The sequence below is a fragment of the Dehalococcoidia bacterium genome (genome assembly GCA_022449765.1).
Taxonomy (GTDB): Bacteria; Chloroflexota; Dehalococcoidia; order Lucifugimonadales; family Australimonadaceae; genus UBA2963.
In genome coordinates, this window is sequence record JAKUPZ010000004.1 from 19,202 (window position 1) to 40,320 (window position 21,119).

At 43.6% G+C, this 21,119-nt stretch carries 20 protein-coding genes; 13 read left to right on the top strand and 7 right to left on the bottom strand.

All coding sequences use genetic code 11. The features are described 5' to 3' along the window. The first annotated feature begins 1 nt into the window (after position 1). From MK127_02665 to MK127_02695, 7 genes are all read left to right on the top strand, one after another. Complete coding sequence (locus MK127_02665) at positions 2-1,021, top strand: polyprenyl synthetase family protein (protein MCH2531700.1); 1,020 nt, start codon at positions 2-4, stop codon at positions 1,019-1,021. Next, the gene (locus tag MK127_02670) at positions 1,018-2,199 is read left to right on the top strand and encodes a phosphoglycerate kinase (GenBank protein MCH2531701.1); all 1,182 of its coding nucleotides are present in this window, start codon (positions 1,018-1,020) and stop codon (positions 2,197-2,199) included. Before MK127_02665 ends, MK127_02670 begins: the two co-directional genes overlap by 4 nt. Before the next feature lie 9 nt (positions 2,200-2,208). Beyond that, entirely contained in the window at positions 2,209-2,970 is a 762-nt protein-coding gene (tpiA, locus tag MK127_02675) for a triose-phosphate isomerase (GenBank protein ID MCH2531702.1), read from the top strand. 1 nt (position 2,971) lies between these two features. Beyond that, the gene (gene miaA / locus MK127_02680; GenBank protein MCH2531703.1) at positions 2,972-3,877 is read left to right on the top strand and encodes a tRNA (adenosine(37)-N6)-dimethylallyltransferase MiaA; all 906 of its coding nucleotides are present in this window, start codon (positions 2,972-2,974) and stop codon (positions 3,875-3,877) included. A gap of 81 nt (positions 3,878-3,958) precedes the next feature. Next, complete coding sequence (locus tag MK127_02685) at positions 3,959-4,633, top strand: RraA family protein (protein MCH2531704.1); 675 nt, start codon at positions 3,959-3,961, stop codon at positions 4,631-4,633. A 21-nt stretch (positions 4,634-4,654) separates the two neighbouring features. Continuing rightward, complete coding sequence (locus MK127_02690; protein ID MCH2531705.1) at positions 4,655-5,743, top strand: 4-oxalomesaconate tautomerase; 1,089 nt, start codon at positions 4,655-4,657, stop codon at positions 5,741-5,743. 13 nt (positions 5,744-5,756) lie between these two features. Then, on the top strand, positions 5,757-6,632 hold the full coding sequence (locus MK127_02695) for an amidohydrolase family protein (GenBank protein MCH2531706.1): 876 nt from the start codon (positions 5,757-5,759) through the stop codon (positions 6,630-6,632). A 40-nt stretch (positions 6,633-6,672) separates the two neighbouring features. Here MK127_02695 and MK127_02700 read toward each other — a convergent pair whose 3' ends face one another. Both MK127_02700 and tkt read right to left on the bottom strand, forming a co-directional pair. Further along, the gene (locus tag MK127_02700) at positions 6,673-8,313 is read right to left on the bottom strand and encodes a glucose-6-phosphate isomerase (protein MCH2531707.1); all 1,641 of its coding nucleotides are present in this window, start codon (positions 8,311-8,313) and stop codon (positions 6,673-6,675) included. Next, positions 8,313-10,331, bottom strand: a complete 2,019-nt coding sequence (tkt, locus tag MK127_02705) for a transketolase (protein MCH2531708.1) — start codon at positions 10,329-10,331, stop codon at positions 8,313-8,315. The genes MK127_02700 and tkt overlap by 1 nt, the downstream gene beginning before the upstream one ends. Before the next feature lie 126 nt (positions 10,332-10,457). On the opposite strand from tkt, the gene MK127_02710 reads away from it, so the two are divergent. Genes MK127_02710 through MK127_02720 form a run of 3 tightly spaced genes read left to right on the top strand, consistent with a single transcriptional unit; the run spans position 10,458 to position 13,841 of the window. After that, complete coding sequence (locus tag MK127_02710) at positions 10,458-11,468, top strand: aldo/keto reductase (protein MCH2531709.1); 1,011 nt, start codon at positions 10,458-10,460, stop codon at positions 11,466-11,468. Positions 11,469-11,481: 13 nt separating this feature from the next. Continuing rightward, entirely contained in the window at positions 11,482-12,594 is a 1,113-nt protein-coding gene (locus tag MK127_02715; protein MCH2531710.1) for an ornithine cyclodeaminase family protein, read from the top strand. Between the two features lie 11 nt (positions 12,595-12,605). Further along, entirely contained in the window at positions 12,606-13,841 is a 1,236-nt protein-coding gene (locus tag MK127_02720; GenBank protein MCH2531711.1) for an amidohydrolase family protein, read from the top strand. Between the two features lie 57 nt (positions 13,842-13,898). On the opposite strand, the gene MK127_02725 is transcribed toward MK127_02720, so the two are convergent. Next, positions 13,899-15,014, bottom strand: a complete 1,116-nt coding sequence (locus MK127_02725; GenBank protein MCH2531712.1) for a cupin domain-containing protein — start codon at positions 15,012-15,014, stop codon at positions 13,899-13,901. 99 nt (positions 15,015-15,113) lie between these two features. On the opposite strand from MK127_02725, the gene MK127_02730 reads away from it, so the two are divergent. Beyond that, entirely contained in the window at positions 15,114-15,971 is an 858-nt protein-coding gene (locus tag MK127_02730) for an NAD(P)-dependent oxidoreductase (protein ID MCH2531713.1), read from the top strand. On the opposite strand, the gene MK127_02735 is transcribed toward MK127_02730, so the two are convergent. Further along, complete coding sequence (locus MK127_02735) at positions 15,968-16,936, bottom strand: quinone oxidoreductase (GenBank protein MCH2531714.1); 969 nt, start codon at positions 16,934-16,936, stop codon at positions 15,968-15,970. The genes MK127_02730 and MK127_02735 overlap by 4 nt on opposite strands. 62 nt (positions 16,937-16,998) lie before the next feature. Between MK127_02735 and MK127_02740 the strand changes: the two genes are divergently transcribed. Then, positions 16,999-19,008 (top strand): alpha/beta hydrolase, encoded by a 2,010-nt coding sequence (locus MK127_02740; protein MCH2531715.1) that lies wholly within the window; start codon positions 16,999-17,001, stop codon positions 19,006-19,008. Positions 19,009-19,050: 42 nt separating this feature from the next. On the opposite strand, the gene MK127_02745 is transcribed toward MK127_02740, so the two are convergent. The 3 genes from MK127_02745 to MK127_02755 are packed head-to-tail and all read right to left on the bottom strand — an operon-like array spanning position 19,051 to position 20,738. Next, positions 19,051-19,545, bottom strand: a complete 495-nt coding sequence (locus tag MK127_02745; GenBank protein MCH2531716.1) for a permease — start codon at positions 19,543-19,545, stop codon at positions 19,051-19,053. Continuing rightward, positions 19,542-20,129, bottom strand: coding sequence for a permease (locus MK127_02750; GenBank protein MCH2531717.1), 588 nt, complete (start codon positions 20,127-20,129; stop codon positions 19,542-19,544). Before MK127_02750 ends, MK127_02745 begins: the two co-directional genes overlap by 4 nt. Before the next feature lie 30 nt (positions 20,130-20,159). Then, complete coding sequence (locus MK127_02755; protein ID MCH2531718.1) at positions 20,160-20,738, bottom strand: DNRLRE domain-containing protein; 579 nt, start codon at positions 20,736-20,738, stop codon at positions 20,160-20,162. Here MK127_02755 and MK127_02760 point away from each other — a divergent pair. Further along, positions 20,728-21,114 (top strand): hypothetical protein, encoded by a 387-nt coding sequence (locus MK127_02760; GenBank protein ID MCH2531719.1) that lies wholly within the window; start codon positions 20,728-20,730, stop codon positions 21,112-21,114. The two genes, MK127_02755 and MK127_02760, sit on opposite strands and share 11 nt — an antisense overlap. Positions 21,115-21,119 lie beyond the last annotated feature (5 nt).

Below are 21,119 nucleotides of genomic sequence, written 5' to 3' on the forward strand. Positions count from 1 at the left end.
CATGAATCGTGATCGCTTATCTGAACTTTTATCATCTCACAGACCCCTAGTTGAACAAGCCCTCAAGGATAGCTTCGAAATTCCATCAGATCGAACTCTTGCGCTTTATCGAATGATGCATTTTCAACTTGGGTGGATCGACGAAAGCGGTGAACCTCAAATCAGTGACAATGAGCGTCTCTACGGATGCTTATGCCTAGAATCTGCTTATTTATTTGATTCGGATTTAGTGAAGAAAGCGCCTATAGCTGCAGCTATAGAATTGTTAAAGGAATCCATCCAAACCCACGAAGATATGCAAACAGCAAACCAATATAGGTATGGCCGAAGCGCAGTTTGGTGGCTTTGGGGCCCCGCGCAATCCATTAATGTCGGTGATGGTTTGCATGCACTCGCAAGACTAAGTTTGTTCACTGCTGAAAAGAGTTTACAAACTGAATCATTATTGGCAGCAGTGGGTTCGTTAGATTCGTCAGCACTCTCATATTATGAGGGTCAATATATTGATTTGGAACTACAAGAACGCATTGATGTCAGTGTAAAAGAGTATATGAAAATGGCGAAGGCGAAATACGGTTCTCTCTTGGGAGGTGCATTATCCTTAGGGGCAATTGCGTCAGGTGCCAAACAGGCTGAAGTCCAAATAATGCAAAAACTTGGAGAGGCAATAGGCGTAGCGTCTCTAGTATCTGAAGAAATTGAGGCCATTTGGAATCCTTCGCGACAATCAGGGCGAGCACTAAATAAGAGCAAGTTGTACCCCATTGTGGTAGGGCTAGAAGACGCTCCCTTGCCTCAAAAAAGAGAACTCGGGGGCTATTACTTCAAGCGGGTGATGGACATTGATGATTTAGCAGCAATTAAGGCGATCTTAGAGAGCCTTGGAGCTAAAGAAAAAACAGAGCTTTTTGTTGAAGAGCAAAAAATATATGCTAAAACCTTACTCCAGTCCTTAAATTTAAATTCAACAGCCACTGATCGTTGGAATGAACTTATAGAAAATCTGGTGGGGCAAAAGTGAGCAAAAAAACTATTCGGGACATTGATTGGCATGGGAAATGTGCATTTGTCAGAGCCGATTTTAATGTTCCTTTTGTGCATGGCTCAGGCGTAATTTCGGATGATACGCGAATACAAGAAGCAATTCCCACCATAGAGTATTTGCTCGAAAATGGAGCGTCTATAATTCTATGCTCACATCTTGGACGCCCAAACGGAAGAATAGACGAAGACCTACGGCTTAAGCCAATTGCTGAAAGGCTTGCCACACTGCTGGACAAAGAGATCAGGTACACATCTGATGAAGAGAATCAAACGTTAAATATCTCATCTATACGCCAGGGTGAAGTAGTGTTACTCGAAAACATTAGGTTTTCCCCACAAGAAGAAACGAATGATGGGCCGTTTGCAATGTCTTTAGCCAAAATGGCAGACGTTTTCGTCAATGATGCCTTTGGTACGGCCCACAGAGCACATGCTTCAACTGAAGGGATCGCGCATCATGTAACCGCAGTAGCAGGCCTCTTGATGGAGAAGGAATTGTCTTTTCTTGGCGCGGTTTTGAATGATCCTAAAAGACCATTAGCAGCTCTGTTTGGTGGTGCAAAAGTCAGTGACAAAATACAAATATTGGATAGGCTGCTTGGGCATGCCGATAACATATTAGTAGGTGGTGGCATGGCTGCGACTTTTCTTCATGCGCAGGGGTACAATGTTGGGGCATCTCTTTTAGAGAATGAGATGGTTGATTTTTGCGTGAACCTTTTAAATAAAGCGCATGAAGTTGGAACCCATATACATTTGCCTGTTGATGTTTTAACCGCAGATAAAATTGAAGCCAATGTAGAAACTACAATTGCTAATGTGACCGATATTCCTGCCAGCTCAATGATCCTAGACATCGGGCCGGCAACTGCAAACAATTATGTAAGAATTCTAAGCTCAATGAACACTGTTGTATGGAATGGGCCTATGGGTGTTTTTGAAGTCCCACCGTTCGATACTGGCACAAAAGAAATCGCTAATCACCTTTCCATGTCACATGCCGTTACAGTCATTGGAGGAGGTTCAACATCTGAGGCTGTTACTCATTTAGGGTTAGAAACTTGCATGTCTCATGTTTCAACTGGTGGAGGAGCGTCTCTTGAGTTTTTGGAAGGGAAAGTACTTCCTGGCGTGGCAGCGTTAGATGATATTTAGGAGAAAGATATGCGCGTTCCTATAGTAGCAGGTAATTGGAAAATGAATCCGAGTACACTTGATGAATCTTATGCGTTAGCACATGAAATAGTCTCTCAGGATACTGGCAATAGTAATACCATAAGCGTTATTTGCCCTCCATTTCCAACGCTAAAAACCGTCAAGGAATTATGCCAAAATTCATATGTCAAAATAGGTGCGCAGAATTTACATGCCGAATCGTCAGGAGCGTTTACTGGCGAAACCCCACCAGAAATGATTGCAGAACTCTGTGATTATGTAATTCTCGGGCACTCTGAAAGGCGTCAGTTATTTGCGGAGGATGACAAATTTATTGGCGCCAAAGTTAGTAAATCACTTGAACTTGGGATTTCACCAATTTTTTGCGTTGGTGAGACCCTTGAACAAAGAGATTCGGACTTAGCTTATAGCGTTATCGAAGCTCAAATTAAATCTTCTCTTAGCGCAATACCAACAAATAAGATGCAGCAAATAACGGTTGCTTACGAGCCCGTTTGGGCAATTGGTACCGGCAAAGCTGCCACGCCAGAAATTGCCCAGCAAATGATTGCCCATATCCGCGATTGCTTAAAGTCCATTTCAAATGATTTCACCGCTTCACAAATCCGAATTCTTTATGGAGGCAGTGTCAATGCTGCTAATGCAGAATCAATCGCATCTCAAGAAGATATAGACGGTGCTTTAGTTGGGGGTGCAAGCCTAAAGGCTGAAGAGTTTTTGAATATAATTAAGGCTTTTTCTTCGATTTAAGATGGACTCTCCTGATGTCGTTTTTATCGTTGGCCCCACTGGTACAGGCAAAACTGAGGCTGCGCTAAATTTAAGGCATTCATCTTCAATAGAAATCATTAACGCAGATAGTAGGCAAGTATACAAATGGCTTTCCATCGGTACAGCAAAGCCAACATTGCAACAGCAGTCGTTAGTTCCGCATCATCTTTTTGACATAATAGAGCCAGATGGCTCGTTCAGTATCGCGCAATTTCTTGAAATCGCCAGAGAGAAAATCACAGAAATTCTTTCACGGAACATAACACCTGTCGTTGTTGGCGGAACAGGGCAGTATTTATGGGGCTTAATTGAAGGATGGCAAATACCAGCTATACCGCCCAATAAAACCCTTCGAAAAAACTATGAATCCTTTGTCAATGAAAATGGTAGCGAGGCGTTGTATAAAAAGCTATTAAGTATAGATCCGGGCGCGCGCGCAATTATAGATTCATCAAACACCAGGCGAATAATTAGAGCGCTAGAGGTTTGGGAGCATACCGGTGTACCCTTTTCAACGCTTCGGAAACAAGCCCCTCCATCATACCGATTTCAAATTTCTGGAATCAATATCAACAGATTAGATCTTTACAAGAGGATCAACGATCGACTTATCAGCATGGTTGAAAATGGTTGGGTAGCAGAAATCGAATCGCTACTGTCATATGGCTATACGACTAAATTACCTTCGTTTTCAAGCGCGGGCTACAGGGAAATAGCATCATATATACAAGGGATAACAACTTATGAAGAAGCCTTGGAAAAAACTAAAGCCGCTACTCACCGCCTTGTTCGGGCGCAGGATAATTGGTTTAAAAAAAGTGATAGCCGAATAGCATGGAGCGAAAATATAGAAGAGTTATGCAAAAGGGTTAATTTGAAGAAGTAAGCTTGACTGACGACTCCGCATAATGCACTCTTTCCTAGCCAGGATAATACTGAGTAAAAATTAATTAAGAGAGCAGGTGACATGGCAGGTTATATTGATCCTAATGATCCGGTAGTACAGGCATTCGCACAGTTGGGTACAACCCCGGTAAGTGATGCATTGGATAGGCTTGGGTTAGGTGGCCAAGTATTTGGCATTCGCCCCATTGATCGTGAGTTTACTCTTTGTGGTCGTGCACACACGGTTCGCAACGAGCCAATGACTGCTGGGCACAAAGGTGAGAGTGTAGGTGATTACATTGATGAAGTGGCCCCTGGAGGTATTGTGGTCATTGATAATGGAGGACGATTAGACGCTACAGTATGGGGCGACATTCTCACTACAATGGCTAATCGAAATAATTTAGGTGGTACTGTAATTCATGGTGTTTGCCGTGATTCAAACAGAGCATTAAAAGTTAATTACCCAATTTTTTCAAGAGGTACCTATATGCGGACCGGCAAAGATAGAGTACGTGCCGATGCTTACCAAGAACCAGTTTCATTGGGAGAAGTTCGGGTAGAACCAGGAGATTTGCTGCTTGGCGACGGAGATGGGGTTTTGGTAATTGCCAAAGAACATGAGCAGGCAGTATTACAAGCTGCAAAAGAGATTGAAGAAGCCGAAGAAAGAATACGTAATGAAATTGGCAAAGGTGGGAGATTGGATGATGCACGCGCAAAATTCAAATACCATTCTTTACAAAGCCGTACCTAAAATCAGATATTGAGGAATTAAATGCAAACATCGATTCCGTGTGTCTTCATGCGAGGCGGGACTTCAAGAGGGCCATTTTTTCTAGCGTCGGACCTCCCCCAAGAGCAAAATCTTCGAGATCAGGTATTACTGTCTGTTATGGGTTCACCCGACAACCGTCAAATTGATGGCCTTGGTGGTGCGGACCCTCTAACCAGTAAAGTTGCAATTGTCAGCCCTTCAACTAGGGATGATTGTGATGTTGATTATTTATTTGCACAGGTGGTAGTCAACGAGGCGGTTGTAGACGTAAGCCCAAATTGCGGCAACATGCTTGCAGGCATCGGTCCATTTGCCTTAGAGCAGGGATTTCTCGCTGCCAACGAAGGAGAGACAGAAGTTCGTATCCATATGGTTAATTCTGGTGATCGTGCTATTGCACGTGTAATGACACCAAACAAAACTGTCAGTTATAACGGTGATGCACGGATCGATGGTGTCCCAGGTACTTCTGCTCCAATAATGATAGACGTTGAAGATACAGCAGGTTCATTTTGTGGTGCATTATTTCCAACTGGTAATTATATCGACAAGATAAATGGAGTGGACTGCTCTTTAATGGACAATGGAATGCCAGTTGTAGCTATGCGAGCAACCGACTTAGGTCGAACCGGTTATGAGACGCGTGACGAACTTAACAATGATACGGACTTAAAAGAGCGCTTAGAAGCAATACGCTTGCAAGCTGGGCATCTTATGAATTTAGGGGATGTCACAGACAACGTTGTACCTAAAATGTTTTTGTTAGCACCCCCAGTCGCAGGCGGAGCTATATGCACTAGATCCTTCATTCCAAAGGTTGCACACGCGTCGATTGGCGTTCTAGCTGCAGTTACTGTAGCCACAGCTGCCGTTTTGCCTGGGACAACAGCATATGAATATGCTGTACTTCCAGATGGGGGCAGGAAAATGCTTGAACTCGAGCACCCTACTGGGTATTTCTCAGTTGAGCTCCAAGTAGAGACAGAGAAGGGCGTCCCAAATGTACGGCGTGCAGCGTTACTCCGTACCGCACGAAAAATCATGGAAGGTAATGTTTATATACCATCTGATGTCTGGGATGGAAAATAATTGAGGAATTCCGATGGATAAACCAATAAATCTTATAGCAGGACCCGACCCAAATCCTATAAAACCAAATTTAATGCTTCCAGAAGGTTCCTGTGACGCACATTGCCATATATTTGGCCCTGCAGAGAAATTCCCTTATCATCCAAATCGATCGTATACGCCTCCAGATGCTTCCAAAGACGACCTCAAAAAGCTGCATGATCATATCGGGATTGATCGTGCGGTCATTGTTCATGCCAGCTGCCATGGAACATACATGGACGCGACATTGGATGCGATAGCTTCATCCAATGGCAAGTACAGAGGAACATCTATAGTTGAACCTTCTATATCTGATTCAGAGCTGCAGCGTTACCATGATGGTGGAATCAGGGCTGTCCGCTTCAATTTCGTGAAGCATTTGGAAAGCGTTCCTGAAGAAGCAACCGTAAAGCGAATGGCTGATAGGATAGCTGCTATGGGTTGGCATCTTGTTGTTCATCTTGATGCACAAGATATTGTCGAGCTATCCCCATTATTGTTATCCCTACCAGTGCCATTTGTAATCGACCATATGGCACGGGTAAAAGCTAATGAAGGTTTAGCGCAAGAGCCTTTTGTTCAATTGATAGATTTGATGCGACATGAGAATGCTTGGGTGAAAATATGTGGAGGGGAAAGAATTTCTGCAGACGGACCTCCATTTTATGATGCAATTCCATTTGCGCAAAAGCTTATCTCAACTGCGCCTGATCGAGTTTTATGGGGTACTGATTTCCCCCATCCTAATGTAAAGAATATGCCCAATGATGGACACCTTGTAGATTTATTAGGCATGTACACAGACGAGGAAGCGTTATTGAAGAAAATTCTTGTGTCCAATCCAGACCGACTGTATTTCTCTAATTAGTTTTATGTTTGTTTAGCTTATATGAAGTAGTCTATTATGATTAAAATAGATTACTTGCGAGTAAGCGCAAAACACCGGCTTCAGGGTCAGAACCCAAATTAATGCATACTACTTTTCGCTCTAATTTTTGCAGGGCTGATAAATCTCCACGCATTTGAGCCAACAACAAGTCATGAAAACCATAATCTTCAGTAGGGATGGGAAGAGCATCAATTGGATCTGAAACTAGTAACAGAAATACTCCGCTATTTGGGCCGCCTTTATGCAGTTGACCGGTAGAATGCAAGTACCGAGGCCCATATGCAAGAGTAGTTGTAAGCTTCTTGTTTATCGCTATCCGCTCTCGCAGTATTTGCAGTGAAGTTTTCACTCCTTCTGTTTCGCTGACATAGGCTAGTATTGAGAAATAATTCCCTGCTCGAGCATCTTCGAGTAGGGAAGCTAAATCAGAAGGCTTATCATAAATAGGCTTCGTAACCTCACTACCCAACTTCAAAATCTCATTTACTGTCGCATCTTTCGCTGATTGTACATCTGGCTGATCAAAAGGATTGACCCCAAGCATATGCCCTAATACAGCTGTCGCCATTTGCCATCTGAAAAATTCAGCACCAATATCGTAATTGTCTTCTAGCTGAATAGTTATCACAGGATGGCCATATCCATTAATACGCTCGATTGCAACATCCTTCACGGCGTTCTCATCACCATGCATCCTTATATATACAAAGACCCGGTCGTCGCCATAAATATTAGGCTCGAGCAAAGGTTCGTCGACTACTGGAATCACACCCTTATTAGACTTGCCAATACTTTCGGCAAGTAGTTGTTCAATCCATAAAGGAAAAGGCGCAACGCTATCGGACGCAATTAGTGTAATTTTATCTCTACCTTCACTATACAATGCTGCGAGCGCGGCCCCCAACCAACCACCAGGGTTATTTCGAATTCCAACACTAGGCTCACAACGCTTGGACATATGAGCAATTCTTGCATGTAGTTCGTTGCAGTTGAGCCCTGTAAGAACAGCGGGAACAAACCCAAAGTATGAAGTCACTGAGAACCGGCCTCCAATATTTGAATCATTTTCAAACAAGCGAAGGAATTTTCGATCAATAGCCAATCTAGCAAGCGGAGTTCCCTGATCAGTTATAGCAACAAAATGTTGACCAGCATTTTCGAAACCTACGGCGTCACATGTTTTTTTCCAAAAGAATTTATAAAGAGCCATTGATTCCGAAGTGTCTCCAGATTTAGAAGAAACGAGAAAAAGAGAATGAGCGATTTCAATATCATCTAAAGTTCTTTTAATGGCATCAGGTGCCGTAGAGTCTAGAACGTTAAATGATTGGCCTTTAGAAAGGGACGGTATAATTTTACTGATCACATATGGGCCTAAGCTGCTACCTCCCATCCCAATCAAAACAATATTCTTTAAACCCAACAATTTCACTTTTTTTGCAAAATCATTAAGGGCCAGAATATTTTCACCCATGTAGTTAGCTGCATTGAGCCATCCTAAGCGACCGGTAATATCCTCAGCTTCCCCTTGCCAAACTGAAGCGTCTTTCTCCCAAATTCGAGAGATTAAATTAGATGAAGCTAACTCATTTAATGTGCTATTTATGAGTGGTGAATAAGAACCAAGTTGTGCGCCTTGAGGTTGTTTGCTCTGAGTCATTACTTCCGTCCAAGTAGGTGCTCAATCTTTTGAATAATATTTTCTACAGTTAGCCCATACTTTTCATAGAGGGTTTTGAACGGAGCAGATGCGCCGAAGGTATCTACTCCAATCGAATAGCCATTTGGTCCAATATACTTGGACCAGCCCAAGGTACATGCTGCTTCAATAGATATACGTGCAGTTACTGAAGTGGGTAAAACAGACTCTTGGTAGTCTTTACCCTGCTGTTCAAAAAGTTCCCATGAAGGCATCGATACCACACGAGCTGAAAAACCCTGCTCCGAAACTGTCATTGCAGCTGTAAGTGCTAATTGCACTTCAGAGCCTGTGGCAATTAATATCACATCAGGGTTAGCTGACTTTTCCCAGAGCGTATAGGCGCCCTTAAGTACAGCTTCTGCTGATGGCATCTTGTGCCGGTCAATGATCGGGACACCTTGCCGTGTCAATACAATAGAAGTTGGGCCAGTTCTATTAAGCAATGCTGCTTTCCAAGCATAAGATGTTTCAGTGGCATCTGCTGGGCGTAAAACCGTCATATTAGGAATTGCTCTTAATCCTATGAGCTGCTCAACAGGTTGATGGGTAGGGCCATCTTCACCTAAAGCAATTGAGTCATGCGTAAACACATATATAACCCTTTGGCCCATTAGTGCGGCAAGTCTCATAGGTGGTCGCATGTAATCTGAAAAGATAAGAAACGTGGCAGTATAAGGAATCATTCCACCGTGTAATGCCATTCCACCTGCGATTGAACCCATTGCGTGTTCTCGAACGCCAAAATGCATGTTGTGAGGCTCGATTGCCGCTCCAATTTCAACATGCTTACTGAGCAAAGTATTAGTAGATGGAGCCAGGTCAGCTGAACCGCCTACCAATGAATGCAATTTTTGGGAGATATGATTCATAATTCTCCCTCCAGCTTCTCTCGTCGCTAAGGGCTTTTCTTCTTCATTAAATAACTGATCCAATTTTTCAAAGCATGCTTCTTCAACATTACCTTCTATATCTAATCGTAAGCTTCCTGCTTCACTTGGATATAAAGCCTCATACCTTACTAAAAGTTCATTCCATTCTGAGGTAGCGTTCTGCCCTCTTGCCACGGCTTCAAGCATATGTGCTGATACTTCATCGGGTACCACAAACGGAAGATGCTCCCAGTCTAAGTTTTGCCTTGTAAGAGCAACTTCTTCCTCGCCTAAAGGAGCTCCATGTACTCCGCCAGTATTTGCTTTGTTAGGGCTGCCATAGCCGATAGTTGTTGTCGCTATTATCAAACTTGGACGGCTATCTTCCTTGCGAGCCTGGCTAATAGCATTGTCCACTTCCTCAATATTCATTCCGTTGATCGGGCCGACAACATGCCAATTATAGGACTGAAATCGTTTGCTCACGTCTTCAGTGAAGGTGATATCTGTATTTCCTTCTATCGATATATCATTATCATCGTAGAGGTAAATTAATTTCCCTAAACCAAGCGTACCCGCTAGAGATGCTGCCTCAGAAGCAACTCCTTCCATCAAATCCCCATCAGAAACAATTCCATACGTGTAGTGATCAATGACACGACAGTCAGGGCGGTTATAATGCTCTGCCAAAATTTTCTCGGCAATAGCCATCCCAATTCCGTGCGCAAAGCCTTGCCCAAGCGGCCCTGTAGTCATTTCTGCTCCTGGGGTAAGGCCGTATTCGGGGTGCCCGGGTGTTTTACTCCCCCATTGGCGGAAATCTTTAATATCGTCGATGGATAAGTCATACCCTGTTAAGTGGAGCAATGAATACAGCAACATCGACGCATGGCCTGCTGACAGTACGAATCTATCTCGGTTGAACCAGTTAGGGTCAGTGGGGTTATGCTTCAAATAGCGATCCCATAGCGTATAGGCCATAGGAGCCGCTCCCATAGGGGCTCCTGGATGGCCGCTGTTTGCTTTTTGCACAGCGTCTATAGATAAAAATCTGATTGCATTAACCGAAAGGTTATCTATAGTCGTAGTTTTAGACTGAGGGGCCATGGTGCCTCCTGTGTTTTGCTTAGCTAATTCTATTTACGAATAGCATGTCCGGTCTATATGTTTTTATTGAATTTAAGGAATACACTTAAAATCTGCGCTATAGGAATTGGCTCATCAGGAGAAAATATGAAATACAGACAGCTCGGTAACACTGATATCCAAATTTCAGAGATTGGTTTTGGATGCGGTAATACCGCAGGTTTAATGATCTGGGGCTCAAAAGCAGAGCGAATTAAATCCGCTGAGCACGCTATGGATCTCGGCATAAATTATTTTGATACCGCTGCGACTTATGGGCAGGGTAGGTCAGAAGAAAATTTAGGGCCGGTACTTTCAGAATTATCTAGCCGGCCATTAGTTGGATCCAAAGTCGCCCTTCAAGAAGAGGAATTAGCCGACATACCTAAGTTTGTTAGAGCGTCGGTAGAACGGAGTCTATCCCGATTGGGATTGGACTATCTTGACATAGTTCATTTGCATAACAGAGTCACAGTTCGCCGTGATCCAGGAAAAACTTTGGCTATAGGCGCCTTACTAGACGCAGAGCAAATGCTTGGTGATTCCGGGATCCAAGAAACTTTTGAAGAACTCAAAAAGGAAGGGAAGCTGCGTTATTACGGCTTTTGTGCATTTGGAGGTGATCCTGCTGCATACCATGAGATCGCAGATCGAGGAAGGTTTGATTCCCTTCTAGTTTTTTACAATATCTTGAACCCTTCATCTGATCGTTTCATGCCTGATAATTTTACACAACATGACTATGGGCAAATCTTAAGTAAAGCGTCTGAGAAAGGAATAGGAACAGTAATCTTAAGAGTGCTTGAGGCAGGTGCGCTATCGGGTGACGCTACTCCTCATGAATTGAATCAAGGCGGGCCAAGCTCTGACCCTTCCTACGCGCAAAATGCGTTAAGAGCAAATGCACTGCATTTCCTAAAGAAAGACGACTCCGAAACTCTGGCACAGGTTGCCATCAGGTTTGCCCTGATGAACCCTAAAGTCTCAACTGTGCTTGTTGGGTTTTCGGAGTTGACCCAAATAAACGAGGCTGTATCCTGCGTAGGGCACGAGCCGTTCACTCAAACTCAGCTAGAACAGCTGGAAAATCTTTATACGACCGATTTTGGATTGGCTTAAATGGAGGGAAATTATGTTATTTATCGACAACGAAGTTGTAAGACGAGTCCTTTCGATTGATGAAGCAATTAACTCGCAGGACGATGCATTTAGAGGATTAATAGATGGAGCAGCAATTCATCGCCCTCGAATTGACATGTACGTACCAACAGGAAGAACCGAAGATTATTACCGATGGGGCACCATGGAAGGCGCTAGCAAAGACTTAGGGGTGTTTGCCATTAGGATGAAATCCGACATTGTTTCTTGGCCAGAAGATGAAAATGGCAATTGGACTGAGGACAAACATTGCGTAGAGCCTGGTACCTACTGTGGATTGATAATGCTTTTCAGTACACAAAATGGAGAGCCCTTAGCCATTATTAACGACGGGGAATTACAGCACGCCAGGGTAGGGGCAGGAGGCGGGCTTGGAGTAAGATATTTAGCCCGGGAAGATTCCAAGGTTGTAGGGATGCTTGGTTCAGGAGGAATGGCGAGGACATACCTCAAAGCTTTCTGTAACGAACGACCAATCGAAAAAGTAAGAGTTTATAGTCCTACAAAAAAGAACAGAGAAGCCTATGCAGCTGAAATGATGGACTCATTAAACATTGAAGTTGAGCCCGTAGACGACCCTGAAGCAGCGGTACGAGGAGCAGACATCGTGTCCACTTGTACAGATTCAATGAGGCCTGTCCTTAAAGGAGAATGGTTAGAACCAGGCATGCATATTACTAACTTAGGTGGGTATGAGTTGGATGAAACTACCTTTAATCGAGCTAAAGTTGTAATTCGCCAAGGAATTGGAGGTGCCAAACTAGCTGAAGATCCCCGTATTCAGTATGGACGAGGGCATAGTCCCGTCGCATTTGTCGCAGGAAACGAAGAGGAAATGAATCGCTTACCTTCATCTCAGTTGAGGATGGAACAAATTGCTTCTTCCACATATCCGACTTTTACTGATCTAGTTTCACAAACAGTAGAGGGAAGGACATCCAGTGAGGATATTACCCTTTACTTGAATGCAGGCAATCAAGGTCTGCAATTTGCGGCAGTTGGGAAAGTAGTTTACGACAAAGCGAAAAACCTAAAACTTGGCCATGAGATCCCGACATCCTTATTTTTACAAGATATAAGGGACTAGGAGAAGCGAATATGAAAGACGGGTTGCGATTTGTAGATAGTGATATGCACGTTCAAGAGCCAGGTGACTTATTTGAACAATATTTAGACCCTTCTTTCAAATCTAGAGTCACGGCCCCTGTCAATGCCAAGGGAAATTTTCAAAGATATTGGACTATCGACGGAATACCATCCTCAATGGACGGGGAGTTACAGCAGTACCGTAAGCGTGGTTCTAAAAACGTACCTCAAGCAAGCGGCTCAACAGTTACCTCGGTAGGCCAACAATTGTCTGCATCAAGGTCTTTTGGAACAGGTAGATTGCAGTTCGCGATAGATAGGAAGTACGACAACGAAGCTCAGCTTATGGCCTTTCCTATGGAAGGTATTGATATCGCAGTATTGTTCCCTACGGGCTGCTTAAGCATTATGGGAAGAAACAACATGGATCCATCGCTCTCATTAGCGTTATCACAAGCATATAACAATTGGATGTATGACTTTTCCCAGCGCAGCCCTAACCAAATGAAATGGGTTGCAATGCTGCCGATCCACGATGTTTCCCTTGCATGCCAAGAATTAAAACGATGCGTAAATGAGCTAGGCGCAGTTGGCTCTTTTATTAGGCCAAACCTTATAAATGGGCATTATTGGCATTCAAATTATTGGGACCCGCTTTACTCACTACACGAAGAATTGAATGTAGCCTGGTGTTTTCATGAAGGCACAGGAGCTTGGAATTCTTATTTCAACACCTTGTACGGAGAAAATCGATTCTACCGGCATGTAGCCAGTCACTGGATAGAAATGCAGCAAGCTATGGTGGCCCAGATAATAGGGGGAGTATTTGAATTCTTCCCCAATTTACGAGTTGGATATTTAGAGGCTAATAACTCTTGGGCGCCAGGCCTCCTCTCTCGAATTGAGTGGGATTACGTAAATTACCGGGACTCACATGCTCCGTATTTATCTTTAACTCCTAAGGAATATTTCCAAAGGAATTGCTGGGCTAGTGTAGAAGGGTCCGAGCCAGAAATTGAGGCAACTGCATCATTAATTGGTGCTGAAAATATGGCTATTAGTACTGATTACCCTCATTTCGACTCAAGTTTTCCGTTTGTAACTACAAATTTACTGAGCAACGTATCAAGGAAAACTGCACAAGACATTTTACTTGGAGGTGCAGGGCTCTATGGCTTCAATGATGACGACTTCAAGAAGGCAGATGCGTCTGCAGCAGAAATTAAATTGCCATCAGCAGCCAATTAAAACAGCATAGAAAAAAGAGGCACTTAGTGCCTCTTTTTTCTATTTGCTTTATTGCCATCAACTCTTTTCGTTTTCAAACTGGTAATCAGGGTTGGTGTAGCATTCAGGTGGCATTTCGCTTTCAAGCCCGCGCTTAGCTAGTTCAGCGGCAAATCTTTCTCTGATTTCCGGTGCCTCCTGGTGGTATTCAAATTGATCTCCCGAGCGATCAACATTCTCGCCCATAAACCCAGTAAATTGTGGTAGTGGGTGAAATGCAAGGTATCGCCCAGGCTCTTCACCAACATTAAAATGTTGGTGAAACCATCGATTTGGTGGTACGAAAATACTACCCTCGTGCCAAGGGATATAAACCTTGTCTTTACCTTCAGGCCACATGACCGAAAATCCTTCACCAGCAGGAATAACAATTACGTATGCTGGGCCATGCCTGTGTCCTTTTTTATAAGTTTTTGCAGGGAAAACTGACATATGTGCAGTAAGCTCTGAACCTGGGTATTGCACAAAGACCGTAGTACCACCAGCACCGCGGCCTTTAAATGGAACCAATCGGTCCCATGCACGCATGTCAGGGAAAAAGTTTCCTACCCAATATTGACGAACTTGCCCCCGGCCCGAAGGGTCGTTATCGACCGCTAGGGCATCAGAATAAAATTCGTCAGAAGAAACAAGTTCTTCCTGTGGCTGTAGGGGAGTATTGAAAAAAATGCTTGCATCTTTGGCAGCTGACATCGCAATAGGCATATTGTTGTAATGCAGTAATCGCGCAGGTTCGCCGCCAGACATGCTCGCATATTCGACCCAATAATTTCCGGGTATGCGAAACATCGCATGATCCGTCCATTCAAAGCTGTGCTTCTCGCCACCGTCTTTCCAAACTGTGGCAACGCCTCTACCGCTCAAAACATAAACAATGTCCTCTAAAGTCATTTTAAATGGCTTTATCGTGCCACCAGCAGGCACTTCAGTAATACGAGCTTCAGATACGCCTTCCTGTCCGGCTAATTGTAAAAAAGCACCGTTGTGGCCACGTTCTTTCCAATAACCAAGTTCAATCGTACGTCCATCTTCAATGTAATAATCTCGGTAAATTGGAATACCCTGAGCTTCCATCCAATTATCATAAAACTGTGGTGTTCTAATATAGCTAGCTTGTGACTGTCCTGTAGTCATGTAAACCTCCGTACATAAGCGATAAGACCTTACGAAAGGGCAACGAAGCTGTCAAACTGTTATATATATCTAAAATAATTAATCAGGGGAAGTATCGCTATGAAAATTGGATTTATTGGGCTTGGGAGAATGGGCAAGCCGATGTCAATCAACCTAGTAAAAGCGGGTTACGAAGTTATTGTTATGTCACGCTCACGATTACCTATCGATGAATTACTTAGCCATGGTGCAACTGAAGCATCGAATATCTCCGACTTAACCAATAATGCAAAAATTATATGTACGTGCCTTCCTGATGAGCCGGCCTCTGAAGAAATTTATTTTGGAGCTAATGGGCTATTGAAACACGCGACACATGGGCAAATTCTTGTAGAGAACAGCACAATAGGCCCTGCACTCGCAAGGCGAATTGGAACTATCGCTCAGAAAAATCAAATAGGGTTTTTAGACGCACCTATCAGCGGAGGGGTTCCAAGGGCGACAGATGGGACATTAACTATTATGGCGGGTGGTGCCAAAGATTCTTTCGAGCAAGCCTTACCTATACTTAATTCTATGGGGTCGACCATCCACCATGTGGGAGCAATAGGCCAAGGCAGCGTAACTAAGTTAACAAATCAACTATTAGTGGGGATCCATACTTTGGCTGCTTGCGAAGCGTACCTATTTGGTAAATCGGCAGGCGCCGATCCTCAGCAATTATTTGAAGTCCTTGGAAGTTCATGGGGCGCTAGCAATATGCTCAACAGAAATGCACCTATGATGATATCGCGAAACTTCGGTACATTAACTCCTACTAGGCTTCTAATTAAAGACCTAAGTCTCATTGAGGAAGTCGCTACTGAACTAGGCATTTCTTTGCCAATCGGAGCGAAAACCAGAGCCCTTTTCAATGCAGCGCATGAAAAAGGATTGGGGGATATGGATCTTTCATCTTTGATCCAATTATTTGATTAAGGAGTAAGAACAACTTTCCCAGTCGTCTTTCGACCTTCTAATCTTGTGTGTGCTTCGCCCGCTTCTGAAAGATGGAAAACTCCATCAATGTGGATTTTCATTTTGCCTGACTCAACCCAGGAAAACAGATCATTCGCTCTCCACTCAATCTCTTCTCTTGAAAGGGCGTAGCTATTAAGCGAAGGCCTCGTGAGAAACAATGATCCCTTGGCGTTAAGAATTTGAGGGTCTACCGGGTCTACTCGCCCACTCGATTGGCCATACAAAACCATATATCCGCGATGACCAAGGCAATTTAAACTACCCTCAAAAGTAGTTTTGCCCACTGAATCGAATACGACAGGAAGGCCTTCTCCGCCTGTTATTCGTTTGACTTCAGATGTGAAATCTTTTTCTGTATAAAGAATAATTTCATCTGCCCCGACGCTCCTTGCTAATTCTGCTTTCTCTTCAGTCGAAACTGTGCCAATGACTTGAGCACCAAGCATCTTTGCTATCTGTACTAGAAGCAAGCCAACGCCGCCGGCGGCAGCATGGATAAGGCATGTCTGCCCTTTTTGTAATGGGTAAGTAGAATTTGCAAGATAATGTGCAGTCATACCCTGAAGAAGGATAGCGGCCCCTTCCTGGTCTGAAACTCCAGGTGGTAATTTTACTGCTTTTTCTGCAGGAACTTTCATATATTCTGCATAAGCAAAAGGAGTTCCTGTGAAGGCAACATGATCACCTACATCAAATCCATTAACATCATCCGATACTCCGATGACTTCACCTGCGGCCTCCTGCCCTGCAATATGGGGTAATTCAACCTTATACGCCCCTGTACGTTGGTACGTATCGATAAAATTCACTCCACTAGCCCCAACTTTTACCAGGAGTTCGCCATTCAAAATCACAGGGGTTTCCGTTTCTTCGTATTTTAGAACTTCAGGCCCCCCAAATTCATGAAACCTAACAGCCTTCATGGTGCCCCTCCCAATATAAGTTGATGAAGCAAAGCTTTCGACTCGGTATACTAACAGACAATATGCGAATTCTTTTTTTGATTCTTATACTAATGTCCATTGGCCTAGTAGCGTGTTCCCAAGAAAACGCATCCGAAGTGGCTCCAGTTCAAATTGAAATCACCCCTACGCCAATATCTACTCCTACTCCAGCAAGTATTTTTGAGGAAAATTTCACCCTTAAGGATTGTAATTTTTCAATACAAACGCGCCGAAAATACCAATGCGGGTACCTCCAGGTCCCTCTCGATTACGGTGAGCCTGACGGCCTTAAAATTGATATCTCCATAGCTATTTTCTACGCAGAAAATCCTACTTCAAAGGAGAACCCGCTTGCCTATTTGCATGGAGGACCAGGTTCACATTCATTAGAAACCATACCTTTCATCTTTAACTCAGTATTCTCTTCACTTGCTTCTACGAGAGATTTGGTGTTTTTTGACCAACGAGGAGTAGGTACTTCAAAACCATCATTAAATTGCCCTGAAGTAATAGATGACACCATTTCCTCGCTGAATATCAAGCAATCTATAGAAGATCAACAAGCTTCATTCATGAGCGCGTTGCGCAAATGCCACGATAGATTAGTTGAAGAAGGTATAAATTTTTCTCATTTCAATACTCTTTCGAGTGCACGTGATGCAAATAGCATAAGGAACGCATTGGGGTACGAAGTATGGGATCTATTAGGAGTTTCATACGGAACTAGGCTCGCACAGACAATAATGCGGGAGTTCCCTGAAAGTATCGGTAAAGTTGTATTAGATTCATCGTATGGTTTAGAGCAAGATATCTATGCGTCCGTTCCGCAGCATGCAGATAGGGCATTCAGACTACTGATAGACCGATGTATTTCTGATACGGAATGTCATGAAAATTACCCACACTTAGAAACGAAGCTGTATCGAGCAGTATCTCAGCTCGATGAATATCCCATGCCAGGCAATGCTGTGATGATTAAAGCTGATGCAACATCAAATAATGGGTTTGCTGCGGAGAACATACCCACCCTCATGACCGGGAATCGATTCGTATCGGTTCTATTTCAGAGCATGTATCAATCTGAGTTAATCCCCTGGCTTCCAGAGGTAATATCTAATGTTTCCGCTGGGAACGTTGAGGCTGCAAATATATTGCTCTCAAACGACCTTTCAACTATGCAATATACAAGTCTGGGACAATATTATTCTGTACAATGCCCTGATGAAATAAGCTTTACAAATTTAGCATTTTTAAGAGAAAGCTCGCGGGAAAGTGAATTTTTTAGGAAACTTTTTGACAGCCAAGACCTTTACGCCAAAGAGCACATAAGTATCTGTGAATTTTGGGATGCTTCTTCTTCCGCCTGGAAGGAAAACCAACCCGTAGTAAGCAGTATTCCTTCTTTAATCCTTACAGGAGAATTCGACCCAATTACACCGCCCTCTGACGGTGAAACAGTTGCTGGTAATTTGAGTAATTCGTCTTTTGTAATCATCCCAGGAGCAAGCCACGGGGTCCTTTTCTCCAGTGCCTGTGCCCTATTCATAGCTACAGAATTCTTAAAGAGTCCTGTTAGACCCGACAGGTTGGATACTGAATGTGCGAATGGCATCGGCAATATTGATTGGGTTACACCTCTGAAAAAAACAGGCTTTCAAGCATATAGTGACCCCATTTCAGGAATCGAAAGTATTAAGCCTGAAGGATGGGATAATCAAGCGCCAGGGTTTTTCTCTAGAACATCCTTAGGGCTTGTTGGCCTGGCTCAACAAATAGTACCGGGTACGACGGCAGAAGACTTGCTTCCTACGCTTGTTGAGTCCTTTGGGGTTGCAGCAAGTAACACTGATCTTGGGGAAATAAAAACAGATTTATATTCATGGGGTATTACTGAAATTTCCTCCAATGGGCAAATCACTATTCTTGCTACTACAACTATAGGTTCGAGCGCAGCCGTTGTGCTTGCATCAGGTCTTCCAAGCCAGCGAAATGACCTAATTGAAAGCATTTTAAGGCCAGTGACAAAATATTTTAGAGTTCAGTATAAATAGTCTATAGACTTATTGATAAGAGCTAACATTACATAAAATATATTATTTTATTAAGTTGAATATTGGTGGCGATAAAAACCCCGCGACAAAAGGAAATGGCAAGTTAACAATCATTCGACTCCATGTAAAAGCTCCGCCAAGAAAGGGCCATTCCCACATTACAGTTCTTGTAATTGGAATTGTATTCCAAGCCGTAATAAAAGCCGCTACTGGACCAACTCCTGCACCGGACAAAAAAACTGATCCTGCCAACGGGATCACCACGTAGGGACCGCCTGGTATCAATACGCCGACAACCGTCCCGATTAATATCCCTGTAAGTCCCGATTCGTTCCCCATCCATTTCGTAATTATTTCTTCAGGAAGGATTACCTGGGTCATTGCAGAAAGCGCCATACCAAGGATCAGCATTTTGCCAACTGTCTTAAGCAGTAATGCGCTTGTTATAACGCCTTCTCGAATCCCAGAAAATCCATGCCTTTGCAATACAAATACTGAAGCTAAAAGAACTAAAACAGCAAGTAAATAGGTACTCATGAGTCAGACGTCTCAGATTTACCGATTTTTGCTCTTGCTGACTCCTGTGCACTCCGTGGCATCATTCTAAAAACAATTGGAACTAACACCACAGACACTAAGACTAACCAAATGGTGGCAAATGTCCTTGCGAGTGCAAGTGGTATTCCAAGAAATGGAACTTCATATACCAAAAATCGATTTACCGTAAACATATTCCTTGCAGCTGTGAAGGCAGCTATAGAACCGATTCCAGCTCCTCCGTGCATCAACGCTGCAGCTATAGGGTACATAACGTAAGGACCTCCCGGGGAAAGTGCTCCAGCAGCAGCACCAATGAGAAAGCCTTTGACCGAAGCTTCATCTCCCATCCATCGACCAACAGTCGCTGGAGGGAACAAAATCGTAAGTAGTCCGGCCAGAATAAAACCCAATGTTAGTGCCGGAGCAGCAGTTCCAAATAATTCAAAGGTAGTGATACCGCCTTCAATCACCCCAGAAATACCGTGTACTAGTAGTACCAAGCTTGTAACTAGCGTCAGTAAGAAAACCATCGTCAAAAATGAAGGGTCTTTCCACCAAGGTTTTTTAGAATTCTGGCGCATAAATCCTATTCTCCCAGCAACTGGTACAGCTTAGTTGAATATGTATTCTATCTCCAATACAGGAGCGGAAGGTCCGGTCCTACTAGAAAACCGTTTAGCCGTAATGGATTCAGATTCATCACCAATTAAGATCCAACCATAATTGCGATGTGTACCATTTATCCAATTCTGCACATCTTCATTCAACCTAGGCCCTGACCAAGTATATGAACCCGGGCCCTTCACCATAGAGACTGCAGAGGGCTCAATTTCAAAATCACCCCCGCGTTTAATCCAAGCATGCCCAGGGTGGATACGATTCTTCCATGTTGCATCCAGCCCTTGAATTGTTCCTCCAGCTCCTTCTCCCTGTGCGCCTTGTGAACTGCCCTCAGACCATTCATTAGTTAATTTATATAGAGCTACTTGAAAAGCGCCTTCACGGGCTCTGTCCATTTCCAATGATAGTTCGACATTCACCACCTGTGACTTGGAATTAATGCTGCTTGGTATATCGAACATGATTAACGCTCTACGTGAGTCACTTTGATTATTATTACCTGCGAAAATAAATTGACCACCTCCGTTAGAGACTTTTGAGCTCTCCGAGTAAATAGTAGTGTCTTTCAATGGCTTCAATTCAGTTTTTATCGAATTCGAAAGCGCAGGAGTGGGGGTTGGCAAAGCTGTAGGAGTGGGGGTTGGCAAAGCTGTAGCAGTAGGTGTTGGCAAAGCTGTAGCAGTAGGTTTTGGCAAAGCTGTGGGCGTAGGTGCTGGCAACGCCGTGGGACTAGCTGTGGGCGTGATGTTCAAGGGCGAGGTAATGGGAGGAGTCAAAGTCGGCAGAGTAGGAGAAATTGTAATTGAATCCGTGCCTGAATTATTCGCACAGCTTAGGCCAAAAATTCCCAACAACAAGAGAAGGACAATCAGAATACTCAAAGGCCTTTTCAATTTTATGGGGATTCGAATTGATTCCGTTCTCATAGAGCATCTCATTACTTAGGGCTA